At 63.1% G+C, this 18,631-nt stretch carries 16 protein-coding genes; 14 read left to right on the top strand and 2 right to left on the bottom strand.

The window, feature by feature from the left end; translation table 11 throughout:
- Position 1: 1 nt before the first annotated feature.
- The gene (gene ubiG, locus BMX62_RS05855) at positions 2-715 is read right to left on the bottom strand and encodes a bifunctional 2-polyprenyl-6-hydroxyphenol methylase/3-demethylubiquinol 3-O-methyltransferase UbiG (protein WP_090205940.1); all 714 of its coding nucleotides are present in this window, start codon (positions 713-715) and stop codon (positions 2-4) included.
- A gap of 119 nt (positions 716-834) precedes the next feature.
- Entirely contained in the window at positions 835-2,172 is a 1,338-nt protein-coding gene (locus BMX62_RS05850; RefSeq protein WP_090205936.1) for a TRZ/ATZ family hydrolase, read from the bottom strand.
- A 108-nt stretch (positions 2,173-2,280) separates the two neighbouring features.
- Here BMX62_RS05850 and mtnA point away from each other — a divergent pair, with 108 nt between their 5' ends.
- From mtnA to lapB, 14 genes are all read left to right on the top strand, one after another.
- On the top strand, positions 2,281-3,339 hold the full coding sequence (gene mtnA / locus BMX62_RS05845; RefSeq protein ID WP_090205787.1) for an S-methyl-5-thioribose-1-phosphate isomerase: 1,059 nt from the start codon (positions 2,281-2,283) through the stop codon (positions 3,337-3,339).
- A gap of 153 nt (positions 3,340-3,492) precedes the next feature.
- Positions 3,493-4,569 carry a hypothetical protein gene (locus tag BMX62_RS05840; protein WP_202906215.1) on the top strand — a complete coding sequence of 359 codons (1,077 nt, stop codon included), beginning with the start codon at positions 3,493-3,495 and terminating at the stop codon, positions 4,567-4,569.
- A 156-nt stretch (positions 4,570-4,725) separates the two neighbouring features.
- On the top strand, positions 4,726-7,302 hold the full coding sequence (gene gyrA, locus BMX62_RS05835; RefSeq protein ID WP_090205784.1) for a DNA gyrase subunit A: 2,577 nt from the start codon (positions 4,726-4,728) through the stop codon (positions 7,300-7,302).
- Between the two features lie 106 nt (positions 7,303-7,408).
- The gene (gene serC / locus BMX62_RS05830; protein ID WP_090205779.1) at positions 7,409-8,491 is read left to right on the top strand and encodes a 3-phosphoserine/phosphohydroxythreonine transaminase; all 1,083 of its coding nucleotides are present in this window, start codon (positions 7,409-7,411) and stop codon (positions 8,489-8,491) included.
- A 1-nt stretch (position 8,492) separates the two neighbouring features.
- Positions 8,493-9,656 carry a phosphoglycerate dehydrogenase gene (locus tag BMX62_RS05825; RefSeq protein ID WP_090205776.1) on the top strand — a complete coding sequence of 388 codons (1,164 nt, stop codon included), beginning with the start codon at positions 8,493-8,495 and terminating at the stop codon, positions 9,654-9,656.
- Positions 9,657-9,685: 29 nt separating this feature from the next.
- On the top strand, positions 9,686-10,777 hold the full coding sequence (gene pheA / locus BMX62_RS05820; RefSeq protein ID WP_090205771.1) for a prephenate dehydratase: 1,092 nt from the start codon (positions 9,686-9,688) through the stop codon (positions 10,775-10,777).
- A gap of 76 nt (positions 10,778-10,853) precedes the next feature.
- Positions 10,854-11,978 carry a histidinol-phosphate transaminase gene (gene hisC / locus BMX62_RS05815; protein WP_090205768.1) on the top strand — a complete coding sequence of 375 codons (1,125 nt, stop codon included), beginning with the start codon at positions 10,854-10,856 and terminating at the stop codon, positions 11,976-11,978.
- Complete coding sequence (locus BMX62_RS05810) at positions 11,975-12,832, top strand: prephenate dehydrogenase (RefSeq protein WP_090205765.1); 858 nt, start codon at positions 11,975-11,977, stop codon at positions 12,830-12,832. Before hisC ends, BMX62_RS05810 begins: the two co-directional genes overlap by 4 nt.
- 29 nt (positions 12,833-12,861) lie before the next feature.
- On the top strand, positions 12,862-14,190 hold the full coding sequence (gene aroA / locus BMX62_RS05805; RefSeq protein ID WP_090205928.1) for a 3-phosphoshikimate 1-carboxyvinyltransferase: 1,329 nt from the start codon (positions 12,862-12,864) through the stop codon (positions 14,188-14,190).
- Positions 14,190-14,876 carry a (d)CMP kinase gene (gene cmk / locus BMX62_RS05800; protein ID WP_090205764.1) on the top strand — a complete coding sequence of 229 codons (687 nt, stop codon included), beginning with the start codon at positions 14,190-14,192 and terminating at the stop codon, positions 14,874-14,876. Before aroA ends, cmk begins: the two co-directional genes overlap by 1 nt.
- 101 nt (positions 14,877-14,977) lie before the next feature.
- A complete protein-coding gene (rpsA, locus tag BMX62_RS05795) occupies positions 14,978-16,663 on the top strand; it encodes a 30S ribosomal protein S1 (RefSeq protein ID WP_090205760.1) in 1,686 nt (561 codons plus the stop codon).
- Positions 16,664-16,751: 88 nt separating this feature from the next.
- The gene (locus BMX62_RS05790) at positions 16,752-17,051 is read left to right on the top strand and encodes an integration host factor subunit beta (RefSeq protein ID WP_090205757.1); all 300 of its coding nucleotides are present in this window, start codon (positions 16,752-16,754) and stop codon (positions 17,049-17,051) included.
- 45 nt (positions 17,052-17,096) lie between these two features.
- Positions 17,097-17,390 carry a LapA family protein gene (locus BMX62_RS05785; protein ID WP_090205754.1) on the top strand — a complete coding sequence of 98 codons (294 nt, stop codon included), beginning with the start codon at positions 17,097-17,099 and terminating at the stop codon, positions 17,388-17,390.
- 6 nt (positions 17,391-17,396) lie between these two features.
- On the top strand, positions 17,397-18,596 hold the full coding sequence (gene lapB / locus BMX62_RS05780; protein ID WP_090205753.1) for a lipopolysaccharide assembly protein LapB: 1,200 nt from the start codon (positions 17,397-17,399) through the stop codon (positions 18,594-18,596).
- Positions 18,597-18,631: the final 35 nt, after the last annotated feature.

Below are 18,631 nucleotides of genomic sequence, written 5' to 3'. Positions count from 1 at the left end.
ATCAGGCTTTGCGGATGGCGTGAGCCAGATAATTGATGTCCACCCCGGGACCCAGCCGGTAGGTGCCGGAGAGCAACTGGTAATGGATACCCATCAGTTCGTGGAGGCTCAGATCGGTCTCCCGCATCCATTGGGCCAGTTCCGAGGGGCGGACGAAGCGGGCGTAGTCATGGGTGCCCTTGGGCAACATGCGCATGAGGTATTCCGCCCCCAGGATGGCCATGGCAAAGGCCTGGGGGGTGCGGTTGAGGGTGGCGAAGAAGACATGACCGCCGGGTTTCACCAGACGGGCGCAGGCATGGACCACCGACCCCGGATCGGGGACATGCTCCAGCATTTCCATGCAGGTGACCACATCGAAGGTGTCGGGTACGGTTCGGGCCAGCATTTCGGCGGAGGCTTTCTGGTAATCCACCGTCAGGCCGGATTCCAGCAGATGCATGCGGGCCACCCCCAGACCGTCCTCGCTCATGTCGATGCCGGTGACCTGGGCGCCCCGCTGGGCCATGGCTTCCGCCAGCAGGCCGCCGCCGCAGCCCACGTCCAGCACCTTGAGGCCCTTGAGGCCGCCGCAGCCTTCATTGACGTAGTCCAGGCGCAGGGGATTGATCTCGTGCAGGGGGCGGCATTCGCCACTGGGGTCCCACCAGCGGTGGGCCATGTCGGCAAACTTGGCGATCTCGGCGGGGTCGACGTTGTGATGGGTCTCGGACATGGGGATCGGTCTGCTGGAATGATGGGGCATTGTACTCACCGGGGCGACATTTTATCCACCTGGCGCCGGAATCCTCCGGGTGTGGTCCCGGTGGGAGCGGCCCGAGTGCCAGTCCCGGCTCATTCGGCGACGGTCTGATGATCCGCCCTGGCGATCTTCTCCTGCCAGATGCCGATGCGCCGGTGCAGGTCGGCCTCGTCAATGGTGGTGAGCTGGCGGTCCCGCAGCAAGGGACGGCCCGCCACCCAGACATCGCTGACCTGATGGCGGCCGCAGGTATAGATCAGGTGGGACACCGGGTCATAGACTGGCCGGCATTCCAGATCGTCCATGAATACCGCGGTGATGTCTGCCTGCTTGCCGGGGACCAGGGAACCGATGTCATCGGCCAGGCCCAGGGCCCGGGCACCGTTGAGGGTGGCCATGCGCAGGGCGGTATGGGCGGGCAGGGCCGCCGCGTTGCCACTGACTCCCTTGGCCAGCAGGGCGGCGGTGCGCATCTCGCCGAACATGTCCAGATCGTTGTTGCTGGCGGTACCGTCGGTACCCAGGGCCACGTTGACCCCCGCCTCCAGCAGGGTCTGTACCGGGCAGAAGCCGGAGGCCAGTTTCAGGTTGGATTCGGGGCAGTGGACCACATGGGTGCCGGCCTGGGCCAGGTGGGTGATCTCCGCCGGTTGCAGCTGGGTCATGTGGATGGCCATGAGATGGTGACCGCTCAGGCCCAGTCCGGCCAGTCGCTCCAGGGGACGGACACCGAAGCGGGCGGTGGCCTCATTGACCTCATGGGCGGTTTCATGGATGTGCATGTGAATGGGCAGGTCCAACTGATTGGCCAAAGTCACCAGCCGCTTCAGGGGGGCGTCGGACACCGTGTAGGGGGCATGGGGGGCAAAGCAGAAGGAGAGCAGGGCGTTGCCCTTGTGGCGATCATGGATTTCCAGGCCCTTGGCGATGTATTCATCGCCGTTGGCGGCCCAGCGGCTGGGAAAGTCGATGACGATCAGGCCAATGGCTGCCCGGATACCCACTTGGGAGGCCACCAGGGCGGTGGTTTCCGGGAAGAAATACATGTCATTGAAACAGGTGGTGCCGCCCCGCAGCATTTCGGCGGCGGCCAGCAGGCTGCCGTCGTGGACGAAGTCTTCGGCGACGAAGCGCCCCTCGGCGGGCCAGATATGGTTCTGCAGCCAGTCCATCAGGGGTAGGTCATCGGCCAGCCCCCGCAGCAGGGTCATCGGCGAGTGGGTGTGGGCATTGATCAGGCCCGGGATGAGGGCGTGGCGATCCAGGCGGCGGTGGCTGTCAGCCTGGTAGCGCCGTTCCGCCTCGGCGGTGGGCAGCCGATCCAGTATGCGGCCCTCGTGGATGACCAGGGTGTGATGGTCCAGAACCTGGTTGTCCGGTTCCACCGGGATGATCCAGCGGGCGGAGATCATTTTTTCGACGTGTTTCATGCTGGAAAAGATAACCGTACCCCGCAACAGTGGGCAAGCAATACATCGTTGCCGAGGTTGATCCAGGACACTGGCGGCGGAGTCACGGCAGACATACAATTCCGCTCCATGAACACACATGCCCATGACTCCATTCGTGCCGTGCAGTGGACCGGCACCCACCTGCGCCTGCTGGATCAGCGGCGCCTTCCCCATGAATCCGTCTATCTGGATCTGGATACGGCGCCGGAAACGGCGGTGGCCATCCGTGACATGGTGGTGCGCGGCGCCCCAGCCATTGGGGTGACGGCCGCGTATGGGGTGGTTCTGTCCGCCCGCCATGCCTGGACCCGAGACCCGGCCCATTGGCGGGACGCCATGCAGGCGGACCTGGACACCCTGGCGGCCTCCCGTCCCACCGCCGTGAACCTGTTCTGGGCCCTGGACCATATGCGCCGGCTCATGGACCGTCTGCCCGACGGCGTCGACCCCACCGCAGAACTGTTGCTGGAAGCCGAGCGCATCCATCACGACGATATCGAAGGCAACCGCCGCATGGGCGAACTGGGCGCCGCCCTGATCGAGCCTGGCAAGGCGGTGCTGACCCATTGCAATACCGGCTCCCTGGCCACCGGTGGCTATGGCACCGCCCTGGGGGTGATTCGCAGTGCCTATGCCAAGGGCCTGATTCCCCATGTCTTTGCCGACGAAACCCGCCCCTGGCTGCAAGGATCGCGTCTGACCGCCTGGGAACTGGTGCAGGACCGCATCCCGGTGAGCCTGCTGTGTGAGGGTGCCGCCGCCAGTCTGATGCGGGAAGGCCGGATCAGTTGGGTGATCGTGGGCGCGGACCGGATTGCCGCCAACGGCGATGCCGCCAACAAGATCGGCACCTATGGCCTGGCGATACTGGCCCGGCATCACGGGGTGCGCTTCATGGTGGTGGCCCCCACCACCACCATCGACATGGAGGCGGCCGATGGCAGTGCCATTCCCATCGAACAGCGAGGCACCGAGGAGGTGCTGGAACTGGCCGGCAAGCGAGTGGCCGCCGATGGGGCAGGGGCCTGGAACCCGGCCTTTGATGTCACCCCCGCGGAATTGATTGACGCCATCGTGACCGAAAAAGGGGTGGTGGCACAGCCTGATCAGGAGAACATGGCGTTGCTGATGGGGGCCAAAACCTGACGCAACGGTGGGTATGGGGCAGATGTGTCTGCCTGATGGCCGGCACGGCACGGTCATCATGCAAGGATGCCGGGATGGAAACGATCCAGAACAACCCGGATGCCGTGCCGGGTTTGTCTGGATGCCATGGCCTTACCAGGGCAAGGATTTTTCATGCATCGTCTTTTTCCCGTTGTCATCATCGCCGGCTTGTGTCTGGTGCCCGGTCTTGCCGTGGCCCAGCCCCAGCGTCATTGTCCGCTTGATGGCTGCGACTACATGCCCGATGTGCCATGCACCGGGTTTCCCGATCCGCCCGGCTGTTTGTCGCCTCCGGCACCGGCCCCGATGACTTTCGGGCCGTGGCCCTGGTGGTCCCGTTGTGGCGGCCATGTCATTGACATGCTGGATTGCACCCGCAGTGGTCTGTACGGCACTACGGACTGGATCGCACGAGGGATTGATGGCTGGTTTGGGGATGAGGATGCCTTCAAGGAGGGTCGGGGCGTATCCGGCGACCTGAAGCTCAATACTCTGTGGCGGCAGGACCGTTCCCTCAATACCAATCTGCGCCTCGGCGCCCGGATGGACCTGCCCAACCTCAAGGATCGGGCCTACCTGTTTTTTGGTCTGGATAACGAAGATGAACTGATCAGGGATCAGCCGGAAGCCTTTTCCCGCCAGGATCAGTTGCTGGAGGAAAGTCGCCGGGAGGATCAGACCCCCTTTACCGGTCTGGGCTATGCCCTGCGGGAGCATATCGATCTGCGGGCGGGTGTCCGCAGCGCCTACAAGATCTACCTGCAGGCCCGTTACCGCAAGGTGTGGTGGCTGTCGGAACGGAATGCCATCGAGTTTCGTGAAACGGTGTTCTGGACCCTGGATGATCGCTTTGGCGCCACCACGGTGCTCAATTATGAATATGCCTATTCCCCGCAGCTGTCATTTCGCTGGGGCAACAGTGGCACCATTGCAGAAACCACCCAGGGGCTGGTCTGGTCCAGCAGTGTGGGGGTGTTCAGGAGCTTTGGTACTCACCGCCTTTTATCCCTGGAAGCCTTGATCAGCGGCGAGACGGATGCCCGCGTGGAAGTGGCCGAGTACGGTGTTCGTACCGTCTGGCGGCAGTCCCTGCATGAGGACTGGCTATTGGGCCGTTTGATTGCGGGTTATTTCTGGCCACGGGAAGAACATGAGACATTCCGGCGGGAGGCACTGGCGGTGGGTATGGGGCTGGAACTGCGGTTTTGAGCACCGATCCACTCCCGTTCACCGTGGCGCCAGACCGGGGCGGATGACGCTGTCCAGCCCCCCGGATCGAGCACCCGCAGAGGCGCTGTTATGGTATGATCCACCGCGTATTCTGACCCCTTGAATTTTCCGCCCATCATCACGCCCAGAGACTGAATGGCCGAATTCGCCAAAGAAATCCTCCCCGTCAATCTCGAAGACGAGATGCGCCAGTCCTATCTGGACTATGCGATGAGTGTCATCATCGGACGCGCCCTGCCCGACGTGCGGGATGGACTCAAACCGGTACACCGTCGTGTCCTCTTCGCCATGCGCGAGTTGGGCAACGACTGGAACAAACCCTACAAGAAATCCGCCCGCGTGGTGGGTGACGTGATCGGTAAATATCACCCCCATGGTGATTCCGCCGTCTACGACACCATCGTGCGCATGGCCCAGCCCTTCTCCATGCGCTACATGCTGGTGGATGGACAGGGCAACTTCGGCTCCGTGGACGGCGACGCTCCGGCGGCGATGCGATACACCGAAGTGCGCATGGCCCGGATCGCCCACGAAATGCTGGTGGACATCGACAAGGAAACCGTCGATTTCGTCGACAACTACGACGGCTCCGAGTCCGAGCCCTCGGTCTTCCCCGCCCAGTTGCCCCATCTGCTGATCAACGGCTCTGCCGGCATCGCGGTGGGCATGGCCACCAACATCCCGCCCCATAACCTCACCGAGGTGGTGAATGCCTGTATTGCCCTGATTGATGACCCGGAATTGGGTATCGACGGACTGATGGCGCATCTGCCGGGGCCGGATTTTCCCACCGCCGGCACCATCAATGGGGACCGGGGCATCCACGAGGCCTACCGTACCGGTCGTGGCCGCATCTATGTACGCGCCCGCACCGAGATCGAGACCGACGAGCGAACCGGGCGTCAGTCCATCATCGTCACCGAACTGCCCTATCAGGTGAACAAGGCCCGTCTGCTGGAGCGCATTGCTGAACTGGTCAAGGAAAAAAAGCTCGAAGGCATCAGCGAACTGCGGGACGAATCCGACAAGGACGGCATGCGCATGGTGGTGGAACTCAAGCGCGGCGAAGTCCCCGAGGTGATCATCAACAATCTTTATCAGCACACCCAGATGCAGAACGTGTTCGGCATCAACATGGTGGCGCTGGTGGATGGTCAGCCCCGCCTGCTGGATCTCAAGCAGATTCTGGAAGCCTTCCTGCGTCATCGCCGGGAAGTGGTGACCCGTCGGACCATTTATGAGTTGCGCAAGGCCCGTGACCGTGCCCATGTGCTGGAAGGTCTGGCGGTGGCCCTGGGCAATATCGATCAGGTCATTGCCTTGATCAAGGCCTCCGGTAGCCCGGCCCAGGCCAAGGCGGCGTTACTGGCCCAGGGCTGGAACCCCGGATCGGTGACCGCCATGCTGGAACGTGCTGGTGCCCTGGCCTCTCGCCCGGAGGATCTGGCGCCGGAACTGGGCCTCAAGGCGGATGGATACCATCTGTCCGAGACTCAGGTTCAAGCGATTTTAGACCTGCGTCTGCATCGCCTGACCGGGCTGGAACAGGACAAAATCGTTGCCGAGTATCGGGAACTGTTGGCGCGCATCCATGACTTGCTGGAGATCCTCGCCAGCCCGGACCGCTTGATGGCCGTGATTCGTGAGGAACTGGACATCATCCGGGAACAGTATGGGGATGAACGTCGGACCCATATTCTCAGCACCCAGCTTGACCTGACCCTGGAAGACCTGATCACCGAGGAAGATGTGGTGGTCACCCTGTCTCATGCCGGATACGCCAAGTATCAACCCCTGAGCACCTATCGTGCCCAGCGTCGTGGGGGCCGGGGCAAGACCGCCACCACCTTCCGCGACGAGGATTTTGTGGATCGTCTGGTGGTGGCCAATACCCACGACACCATTTTGTGCTTTTCCAGTCGCGGCAAGGCCTACTGGCTCAAGGTCTATGAACTGCCTCTGGGCAGTCGTACCGCTCGGGGTCGTCCCATGGTCAACCTGTTGCCCCTGGAGGAAGGGGAGCGGATCAATGCCATCCTGCCGGTGCGTCAGTACCGGGAGGATGTCTACGTCTTCATGGCCACCAGTGAGGGGGTGGTGAAAAAGACCCCACTGGTGGATTTCTCCCGTCCCCGTTCCAACGGCATCATTGCCGTGGGTCTGCGGGAAGGAGACGGGCTGGTGGATGTCAAACTCACCGACGGTCATCAGGACGTGATGCTGCTCACATCCGCCGGCAAGGCCATTCGTTTCAACGAAGATTCCGTCCGCCCCATGGGCCGGACCGCCGGGGGCGTGCGTGGTGTCAAGCTGGGTGAAGGGCAGCAGGTGATTTCCCTGATCATCGTCGATGAGGGCACCATCCTGGTGGCTACCGAGAACGGTTATGGCAAGCGCACGCCACCAGAAGATTTTCCACGCCATGGTCGGGGCGGTCAGGGGGTCATTGCCATTCAGACCAGCGGCCGCAACGGCAACGTGGTCGGCGCAACCCTGGTGGGCGACGAGGACGAGGTCATGCTCATCACCAACGGCGGCACGCTGGTGCGGACCCCGGTGGCCGATATCTCGGTGCTGGGTCGCAATACCCAGGGCGTGAGGCTGATTCGTCTGGCCGACGACGAGAACCTGGTGGAACTGGCCCGGGTGGAAGGTCTCAACGGCGAAGGCGAGGAAGAAGCCGAGATGTCTTCAGAGACTGCCGATGCCTGACGCCATTGTGGTTGCTGCGGCCAAGGCATCGCCCCCACGGTGCGCTGTTTCTGCCTGGATGGCAACAAACCGTATTCAGTAGTGTGATTCAATTCTGGAGTCAACCATGACACGAGTCTACAACTTCAGCGCCGGCCCCGCCGTGCTGCCCGAGCCGGTGCTGGAACGCGCCCGCGAAGACATGCTCGACTGGAACGGGACCGGCATGTCGGTGATGGAAATGAGTCACCGTGGCAAGGCCTTTGTGTCCATTGCCAATCAGGCGGAACAGGATCTGCGGGATCTGTTGCAGATCCCCGCCAACTACAAGGTGCTGTTCCTGCAGGGTGGTGCCACTGGCCAGTTCGCCGCCATCCCCATGAACCTGCTGCGGGGCAAGACCCGGGTGGACTATGTCAACACCGGCGCCTGGTCCAAGAAGGCCATCGCCGAGGCCAAAAAATATGCGGATGTGAACGTGGTGGCCACCGCCGCCGACAGCCACTTCACCACCATCCCGGCCTTTGATGGCTGGCAGCGCGGCAGCGATGCCGCCTACCTGCACTACACCCCCAACGAGACCATCGGCGGGGTGGAATTCCACTGGATCCCCGAATCCGGTGACGTACCCCTGGTGGCGGACATGTCCTCCAACATCCTGTCCGGTCCCCTGGATGTCTCCCGCTTCGGCCTCATCTACGCCGGTGCCCAGAAGAACATCGGTCCCGCCGGCCTCACCCTGGTGATCGTCCGTGACGACCTGCTGGGCGGCGCCATGGCATCCACCCCCAGCATCTTCGACTACCAGGTGCAGGCGGAAGCCGAGTCCATGTCCAACACCCCGCCCACCTATGCCTGGTACCTGGCCGGACTGGTGTTCCAGTGGCTCAAGGAGATCGGCGGCCTGAAGGTGATGGACGAGATCAATCGCCGCAAGGCCGAGAAGCTCTACAAGGCCATCGACAACTCCGCCTTCTACACCAACCCGGTGGATGTGGCTGCCCGCTCCCGCATGAACGTGCCCTTCACCCTGGCGGACCCCGAACTGGACGGCCTGTTCCTCAAGGAAGCCGAGCAGGCGGGACTGACCACCCTCAAGGGCCACCGCTCCGTGGGCGGCATGCGTGCCAGCATCTACAACGCCATGCCCGAGGCCGGCGTCGATGCCCTGGTGGAATTCATGGTGGACTTCGAACAGCGCAAGGCATGACATGTACAAGATCCTTACCCTGAACAACATCTCTCCCAGGGGCCTGGACCGGTTCGGCCACGAGCATTATGAAGTGGCCTCCGAAATCAGCCAGCCCGATGCCGTCATGGTGCGTTCGTTCAACATGCATCAGATGGAGATTCCCGCCAGCCTCAAGGCCGTGGGCCGCGCCGGCGCCGGCGTGAACAACATCCCCCTGGAGGCCATGACCGAGCGGGGCGTGGCGGTTTTCAATGCCCCCGGCGCCAATGCCAACGCGGTGAAGGAACTGGTGCTGGCGGGGATGCTGCTGGCGGCTCGCAATATCTGCCAAGCCTGGGACTACACCCGCAATCTGACCGGGGATGACGCAACCCTGCACAAGCAGGTGGAAGCCGGCAAGAAACAGTTCAGCGGCTTTGAACTGCCCGGCCGTACCCTGGGGGTGGTGGGTCTGGGGGCCATCGGCGTGCAGGTGGCCAATGCCGCCCGCGCCCTGGGCATGAACGTCATCGGCTTTGATCCGCACATCACCGTGCGCGCCGCCTGGCTGCTGGATGCCGGTGTGCAGCAGGCTCTGAGCGTGGACGACCTGATCGCCCGATGCGACATGGTCACCTTCCATGTCCCCCTGAACGACCATACCCGTCACCTGCTCAACCGGGAGCGGCTTCACTCCATGCGGGACGGTGCCGTGGTGCTGAATTTTGCCCGCGAGGGCATCGTGGACGAGGCCGCCGTGCTCGAGGCCCTGGAAGCAGGCAAGCTGCGCAGTTATGTGTGTGATTTCCCCAGCAACAACCTGATGGGCAAGGCCGGGGTGATCGCCCTGCCGCACCTGGGTGCCTCTACCCAGGAAGCGGAGGAGAACTGCGCCGTCATGGTGGCGGATCAGCTGCGCGAGTACCTGGAGCACGGCAATGTGCGCAATTCCGTGAACCTGCCGGAGGTGGTGCTGCCTCGGGCGGGCAAGACCCGTCTGGCGGTCATCAACCGCAATCTGCCGGACATGGTGGGGCAGATCTCCCATGTGCTGGGGCAGAACAGCATCAATATCGTCCACATGGTGAATGAATCCCGCGCCGGAGTTGCCTACAATCTCATCGACGTGGAAGACGAGATCGGTGAAGAAGCGGCCCGCGCCATCGCGGGCATTGACGGCGTGTTGCGGGTCCGCGTCCTGTAACAGGTCCCACGGCTAGAGCAGATCGAGATATGAGTGGTCAGGACGGGGAGACGCTGGACGGCATTCGCCGGCGCATTGATGCGCTGGACGATGAGATCATGCGTCTGATCAGCGAACGGGCCGACTGTGCCCAGGAAGTGGCCCGCATCAAGCGGGCCGCCGATGCCCGGGCGGAGTTCTACCGCCCGGAACGGGAGGCCCAGGTATTGCGCCGGATTCAGGCGGCCAATCCCGGCCCCCTGAACAGCGAGGAGATGGCCCGGTTGTTTCGGGAGATCATGTCCGCCTGTCTGGCCCTGGAGCAGCAGTTGTCCATTGCCTTTCTGGGGCCGGAGGGGACCTTCACCCAGGCCGCCGCCCTCAAGCATTTCGGGCATTCGGTCAATACGGTCCCCATGAATGCCATCGACGAGGTCTTCCGTGAAGTGGAGTCCGGCAGTGCCCATTACGGGGTGGTGCCGGTGGAGAACTCCACGGAAGGGGTGGTGACCCATACCCTGGACCGCTTCATGCAGTCTCCCCTGAGCATCTGCGGCGAGGTGGAGCTGAGAATTCATCACCACCTGCTGTCCACGGCCGACGCCCTGTCCCGGGTGGAGCGGATCTATTCCCACCAGCAGTCCCTGGCCCAGTGCCGGGAGTGGCTGGATGCCCGTCTGCCCCAGGCCGAGCGCCTGTCGGTGAGCAGCAATGCCGATGCGGCCCGGCGTGCGTCCCGGGAGCCGGGGGCGGCGGCCATTGCCAGCGAGGCGGCGGCGGAGCTTTACGGCCTCAACGTGCTGGCGGCCAATATCGAGGACTCACCGGACAATACCACCCGCTTTCTGGTGATCGGCCCCCGTTCCAGCGGTCCCTCCGGCAACGACAAGACCTCGCTGCTGGTATCGGCCCGCAATCGCCCCGGTTCCCTCCATGGTCTGCTCTCGCCCTTTGCCGATAATGACGTGAGCCTGACCCGGATCGAATCCCGGCCTTCCCACTGCGTGAACTGGGAATATGTGTTCTTCATGGACATCGAGGGTCATGCCCAGGATGCCCACGTGGCCAAGGCCCTGGCGGAACTCAAGCAGGAAGCGGAACTGGTCAAGGTGCTGGGGTCTTACCCCAAGGCGGTTCTGTAGGCCCTGGTATCGGCGGCGGTCCATCCGCGCCCGGGCAGTTTTGTGACGGCTTCCAAGAATCAACCCCGGAGACAACATGAGCTGTGATTACCGTGCCCTGGCCAATGCCGGCGTTCAAAGCCTGATGCCTTACCAGCCCGGCAAGCCGGTGGAGGAACTGGAGCGGGAACTGGGCATCCGCGAGAGCATCAAGCTGGCCTCCAACGAAAATCCCTTAGGTCCCAGTCCCCGTGCCATTCAATCCCTGGGGGGATTGCTGGAGGGGTTGGCCCTGTATCCCGATGGCGGCGGTTTTGCCTTGCGCCGGCGTCTGGGGGAAGTGCTGGGGGTGGAACCGGCCTGCATCACCCTGGGCAACGGCTCCAACGATGTGCTGGAACTCATTGGCCGGGCCTATCTCTCCCCCGGCCGCAACGCGGTCTTCTCCGCCCATGCCTTTGCCGTCTATCCGCTGGTGGTGCAGGCGGTGGATGCCGAGGCCCGCGTTGCCCCGGCCAATCCCATGGATCATGCCATGCCCTACGGCCACGACCTGGCCGCCATGGCGGAGCGGGTGGATGCCCATACCCGGGTGATCTTCGTCGCCAACCCCAACAATCCCACTGGCACCTGGCTGGACGCGGCTTCCCTCAAGGCCTTCATCGCCGCTCAGCCCCGGGAGACCCTGGTGGTGGTGGACGAGGCCTATTTCGAATACGTGGAAGAAGCCGAATACCCGGATACCACCCGCTGGCTGGCGGAATTCCCCAACCTGGTGGTGACCCGGACCTTCTCCAAGATCCACGGTCTGGCGGGTCTGCGCATCGGCTACGCGGTGTCCAGTCCGGAGGTGGCGGACATCCTCAATCGGGTGCGTCAGCCCTTCAATACCAACACCCTGGCCCAGGCCGGTGCCCTGGCGGCCCTGGAAGACGATGCCCACGTGCGTGAATCTGTCCGGGTGAACCGGGAAGGTCTGGATTTTCTCACCGCCGCCTGCCGTGAGCGGGGTCTGGATTTCATTCCCTCGGTGGGCAACTTCCTGTGCATCGACATGGGCCGGGAAGCCGGGCCGGTGTATCAGGCTCTGCTGCACCAGGGGGTGATCGTGCGTCCCGTGGGCGGCGGTTACGGCCTGCCCCATCATCTGCGGGTGACGGTGGGACGTGCCCACGAAAATCGCCGCTTCATGGATGCTCTGGATCAGGTGCTGGGCCGGTGATTCGTCGTCTGACCATTTTCGGTGTCGGCCTCATCGGCGGTTCCCTGGCCCTGGCCCTGCGCCGGGCGGGCGCCTGTAAGGAGGTGGTGGGCTGTTCCCGTTCCGAAAATCATCTGCGCCAGGCGGTGGAACTGGGGGTGATCGACCATTACACCCTGGACCCGGCAGCGGCGGTGGCGGGTGCCGACATGGTGGTGCTGGCGGTGCCCCTGGGGGCCATGGGCGGCGTCTGCGCCGCCATCCGTGACCATCTGGCACCGGATGCGGCCCTCACCGATGTGGGCAGTGCCAAGGGCAGCGTGGTGGACGCGGTACGGGCAGGGTTCGGCGAACTGCCCCATGGCTTCGTGCCCGGTCATCCCATTGCCGGGACCGAGCGCAGCGGTGTGGAGGCGGCCTTTCCGACCCTGTTTCAGGGCCGGCGGGTGATTCTGACCCCGCTGGATACCACGGACATCGGCGCCCTGGCCAAGGTGCGTACCCTGTGGGAGTTGACCGGGGCGGTGGTGGAAACCATGTCCGTGGCCCACCATGACGAGGTTCTGGCGGCCACCAGTCATCTGCCTCACCTGCTGGCCTTCGGCCTGGTGGACAGCCTGGCCCGCATGGGCGAGCGGGACGAGATCTTCCGTTATGCGGCCGGCGGTTTTCGCGACTTCACCCGCATCGCTTCCAGCGATCCGGTGATGTGGCGGGATATCTGCCTGTCCAACCGGGAAGCGATCCTGTCGGTGATGGCCCATTATCAGGAAGATTTGACCCTGATCACCGAGGCGGTGTCCCGGGGTGACGGTGAGCGGCTGCTGGAGATCTTTCAGCGCGCCAAGGCCGCCCGGGATCGGTTCTGTGAGTGAATGTTCTTTTCGTGGATGCAGGTGAGCTGATGACACATGGCAGTACGCTGGAATTTCGGGTGGAACCGGGCGGTCGGCTGGAAGGCCGCTGCCGGGTTCCCGGTGACAAATCCATCTCTCATCGCGCCATCATGCTGGGGGCGCTGGCGGAAGGCACCACCGAGGTGAGTGGTTTTCTGGAGGGGGAGGACTGCCTGGCCACCCTCAAGGCTTTTCGCGCCATGGGGGTGCGGATCGACGGCCCCGAAGCCGGGCGGGTGACCATCCACGGCGTGGGCTTGCAGGGTCTCAAGGCCCCCGGCGCCCCCCTGGACCTGGGTAACTCCGGGACGTCCATGCGCCTGATGGCCGGCCTGCTGGCCGGACAGCCGTTTGATACCGTGCTCACCGGCGATGCCTCCCTGAGCCGTCGACCCATGGGCCGTGTCACCGAACCCCTCTCACGCATGGGTGCCCGCATCGACACCGGCCCCGAGGGCCGTCCCCCCCTGACCATCCGGGGTGGGCAGGCGCTGGAAGGTATTGACTATGAGATGCCCATGGCCAGCGCCCAGGTCAAGTCCAGTGTGCTGCTGGCGGGCCTCCATGCCCGGGGCCGGACCTGCGTGACCGAACCGGCACCGACCCGGGACCACACCGAGCGCATGCTCACCGGGTTCGGCTATGACGTGGCCTGTCACCATGGGCGGGTCTGCCTGCAGGGTGGGGGGCGTCTACGGGCCGCTGCCATCGACGTGCCGGCGGATATCTCATCCGCGGCCTTCTTCCTGGTGGGGGCCTCCATCGCCCCCGGTTCCGAGCTGACCCTGGCGCATGTGGGGGTCAATCCCACCCGCACCGGCATCATCGACATCCTGCAACTGATGGGGGCCGACATCCGCCTGGAAAATCCCCGTGAAGTGGGTGGCGAGCCGGTGGCGGATCTGGTGGTGCGGGCCGCCCCCCTCAAGGGCATCCGTATCCCCGAGGCCCTGGTGCCCCTGGCCATCGACGAATTTCCCGCCCTCTTCGTGGCGGCCGCCTGTGCCGAGGGGGAAACCGTGCTCACCGGTGCCGAGGAACTGCGGGTCAAGGAAAGCGACCGGATCCAGGTGATGGCCGATGGCCTGGCCGCCTGCGGTATCCAGGCGCGACCCACGCCGGACGGTATCGTGATTCAGGGTGGCCGGCTGCAGGGCGGGGTGGTGCACAGTCACGGCGATCATCGCATTGCCATGTCCTTTGCCATGGCGGCGCTGCGGGCCCAGGGTTCCATCCGCATCCAGGACTGCGCCAACGTGAATACCTCCTTCCCGGGTTTTGCCGCGCTCGCCGGTGGGGCGGGGCTGAACATCCATGTGAAGGAGGAGGGCGTCTGATGTTCGTGCCCGTGATCACCCTGGACGGTCCCGGTGGTTCCGGCAAGGGGACGGTGAGCCGCCTGCTGGCCGAACGATTGGGCTGGTCCTTCCTCGACAGCGGTGCCTTGTACCGTCTGGTGGCCCTGGGCGCCCTGCGTCGCGGGATGGCGCTGGACGACGTGGCGGGAGTGTCCGGGCTGGCCCGTCATCTGGATGTGTGCTTCGAACTGGATGAGGCCGGCGCCCCCGCGGTTCGCCTGGACGGCGATCGGGTGGGCGGCGAGTTACGTACCGAGGCCTGTGGCGATGCCGCTTCAAAAGTGGCCGCCATTCCCGAAGTCCGGCAGGCCCTGCTGGATCGGCAGCGGGATTTTCGCAGCGCTCCGGGGCTGGTGGCCGATGGCCGGGACATGGGCACGGTGGTCTTTCCCGATGCGCCATTGAAGGTTTTCCTGACTGCGGACACGGAAGAAAGGGCCCGGCGTCGCTACCTGCAGTTGAAGGAGCAGGGCCTTAATGCTAACCTGCCAGCCCTCATAGAAGAGCTGGCCGAACGTGATCGGCGTGATGCGGAGCGGGCCGTGGCCCCGCTCAGGCCCGCGGAAGATGCCATCGAGGTGAACTCCACCCACATGAGCATTGATGCGGTCCTGAACGAGATCCTTGCATTGGCGGCGCAACGCGGTCTGAAGGCAGTACCATGATCCTATGGTCCGGGGCAGGCAAGCCCGGGATCCTTTTTGAATAACCGGTCTGTCACCGGATAGTGCAGGCCCCAATACCATTTTGCAGGTTCAACCAACCCATGACTGAAAGTTTCGCGCAACTGCTCGAAGAGAGCTTGTCCTCCATCGAGATGCGGCCCGGCTCCATCTTGAACGGCACTGTCATCAACATCACCAATGACATGGTGGTGGTCAATGCCGGCCTCAAGTCCGAGGGCGTCATCCCCATCGAGCAGTTCTACAACGAAAAGGGTGAGCTGGAAATCCAGATCGGCGATCTGGTGGAAGTGGCCCTGGAGTCCCCCGAAGATGGCTTCGGCGAGACCCGCATGTCCCGCGAGAAGGCCAAGCGTGCCAAGGCCTGGGAACGCCTCGAAGAAGCCATGGAGAAGGACGAGACCATCGCCGGCATGATCAGCGGCAAGGTCAAGGGCGGCTTCACCGTGGAACTGGGCGACATCCGCGCCTTCCTGCCGGGCTCCCTGGTGGACGTCCGCCCCGTGCGCGACACCGCGTACCTGGAAGGCAAGGAACTGGAGTTCAAGCTCATCAAGCTGGACCGTCGCCGCAACAACGTGGTGGTGTCCCGCCGCGCCGTGGTGGAGAAGGAATACAGCGCCGAGCGCGAAGCCCTGCTCAAGAACCTGCAGGAAGGCATGGTCCTCAACGGTATCGTCAAGAACCTCACCGACTACGGTGCGTTCCTGGATCTGGGGGGTATCGACGGCCTGCTGCACATCACCGACATGGCCTGGAAGCGGGTCAAGCACCCCTCCGAAGTGGTCAACATCGGTGACGAGATCCAGGTCAAGGTGCTCAAGTTCGACCGCGAGCGCAACCGCGTCTCCCTGGGTCTCAAGCAGCTGGGCGAAGATCCGTGGGAAAACATCACCCGCCGTTATCCGGTGGGCACCCGTCTGTTCGGCAAGATCACCAACATCACCGACTACGGCTGCTTCGTGGAAGTGGAAGACGGCGTCGAAGGTCTGGTGCACGTCTCCGAGATGGATTGGACCAACAAGAACGTGAATCCCGCCAAGGTGGTGGTGGTGGGCGAGGAAGTGGAAGTGATGATCCTCGACATCGACGAGGAGCGTCGCCGCATCTCCCTGGGCATGAAGCAGTGCCAGCCCAACCCCTGGGACGAGTTCGCCGCCATGCACAACAAGGGCGAGAAGGTCTCCGGCGTGATCAAGTCCATCACCGATTTTGGCATCTTCGTGGGCCTGGACGGTGGCATCGACGGTCTGGTTCACCTGTCCGACCTGTCCTGGAACATGCCCGGTGAAGAAGCCGTGCGCAATTTCCGCAAGGGCGAGGAAATCGAAGCCGTGGTCCTGTCCGTGGACCCGGAGCGTGAGCGCATCTCCCTGGGCCTGAAGCAGCTGGACAAGGATCCCTTCTCCAACTTCGTGGCGGAAAATGCCAAGGGCAGCATCGTCAAGGGTGTGGTCCGGGAAGTGGACGCCAAGGCTGCCGTGGTGGAACTGGGCGATGGGGTTGATGGTATCCTGCGGGCTTCTGAACTGTCCCGTGATCGGGTGGAAGATGCTCGTTCCATCCTGACCGTTGGCGAGGCCGTGGAAGCCAAGTTCGTGGGTGTGGACCGTAAGAACCGCACCGTGACCTTGTCCATCAAGGCCAAGGAAAGTGACGAAGAAGCCGAAGTGATGCAGGATTACAGCGGTTCTTCTGCGGCCACCACCTCCCTGGGTGCATTGCTCAAGGAACAGCTGGCCGGCAGTAGCGATAGCGACAAGAAGTAAGGTTCTCGCCGACATCCCCGGATGGGATCCATCCGGGGATGTTTGTGTGCCGGGAGTCATGGTCGTGTAACATGCAGGGGGCAGGACGATGACGAAATCGGAACTCATCGATATACTGGCTCGCAAGCAGAGCCAGCTCGCGTACAAAGATGTCGAGTTGTCCGTCAAGACCATACTCGAACAGATGAGCCAGGCACTGGCCACCGGAGACCGGATCGAGATTCGGGGTTTTGGCAGTTTCTCGCTGCACTTCCGGCCGCCACGGGTGGGGCGCAATCCCAAAACAGGAGAGACAGTGTCTCTGCCGGGTAAGCATGTGCCTCATTTCAAGCCTGGCAAGGAATTGCGGGAGCGGGTCAACGAGCCGGAAAAGACCGGGATCCGCTGACGTGGAAAATACACCAATACATGTCCACAATCGGAAAAGCAGCCCATGAGTCGAGTCATTCTTCCGTTGGTTCTCATCCTGGCCGTTCTTCTTGGAGCCAGTTTCACGATTCTCAATGCCGGAGAGGTGGATGTGCATCTGTACCTGGAAAGCTTCCAGGTGCCGCTGTCCATCGTCGTCTTCGTCAGCATGTTGCTGGGGGCTGTTCTGGGGGGACTGGCCTGCAGTGGACTGGTGATGCGTCGTGGCCGCGATGCACGCCTGCTGCGCAAGCGCTGCAAGCGGGCCGAGGATGAAATCGCCAGACTGCGCGCATTGCCCAGCAACAACAAGGTTTGATCTTTTATGATGGAAGTCCTGTGGCTGCTGCTGCCGGTAGCGGCAGCCTCGGGATGGTTGGCGGCCCGCAGGACCGCCCGGCATGAGGTCGGGCGGTCCCGGGGCGTTCCCTTTCCTGATCAGTACATCAAGGGTCTCAATTATCTGCTGACCGAGCAATCGGATCGGGCGCTGGAAGTGTTCATCGATATGGTGGACGTGGACCCGGATACCGTAGAGACCCATCTGATTCTTGGTAGTCTGTTCCGGCGTCGGGGAGAAGTGGATCGGGCCATCCGCATCCATCAAAATCTGGTGGAACGGAAAAACCTGGACCCGCCCCAACGGGCCAATGCCCTAATGGAGCTGGGGCGTGACTACATGAAAGCCGGTCTGTTGGATCAGGCTGAATCCCTGTTCAAGGAACTCATTCAACTGGGCTTTCTCCAGGCAGAAGCCTGGCGGTGCCTGCGAACGCTCTACGAGCGGGAACGGGACTGGGCCAATGCCATCCGGGCCAGTGAGCAGCTATGTGCATTTTCCACCGACCCCCAGAACCAGCGGATTGCCCAGTATCATTGTGAACTGGCAGAGATGGCCCGTGCCGGGGGAGAAGCGGCCCTGGCCGGACAGCATGCCCGAAAAGCACTGAGTTTTGATCGGGGCTGTGCCAGGGCCGATATCCTCATGGGAGACTTGGCGATGGATGATGCCGATCCATCACGGGCAGTGGCCCATTACAGCCGGGTGGTGCGTCAGGATGCCGGCTTGTTGCCCTTGGTATTCTCCAGACTGGACAGGGCCTTTCAGGATGCAGGACACGATGAGGGGCTGGTATCCCTGCTGATGCAATTGCAGGATCAGCAGCCCTCGTCAACGGCGCTGGCCCTGGCCCTGGCCCAAACCCTGGAAGCCAGCGACCGGATGGATGACCTGGAAGCACTGCTGCAAAATCAGCTGGCCCAGGAATCCACCGCCCTGGGTCTGGTACCGGTTTATTTACGTTGCAAGATTCGTCATGGCCCCCTGACTGTGGAGACGCTGACAGGGATGATGCAGATGGTGGAACGGTATCTGGAAGGGCACCCCTGTCACACCTGTACTCAATGTGGATTTCAGTCCCGAACCCATTTCTGGCATTGTCCCGGATGTCGGGGTTGGGCCACCATCCGCCCCATCGACAGTCGGGTGGAACAGCGTCCCGAGACCTGTTTGACCCCCCCTTGAGTTTTAACCAACAGTGCTTCAAGCCCCCGGCTTTG

The organism is Ectothiorhodospira magna, from assembly GCF_900110965.1.
Lineage (GTDB): Bacteria > Pseudomonadota > Gammaproteobacteria > Ectothiorhodospirales > Ectothiorhodospiraceae > Ectothiorhodospira > Ectothiorhodospira magna.
Note: the sequence above shows the minus strand (reverse complement) of the source record. Positions and strands in the feature narration are given on the sequence as shown.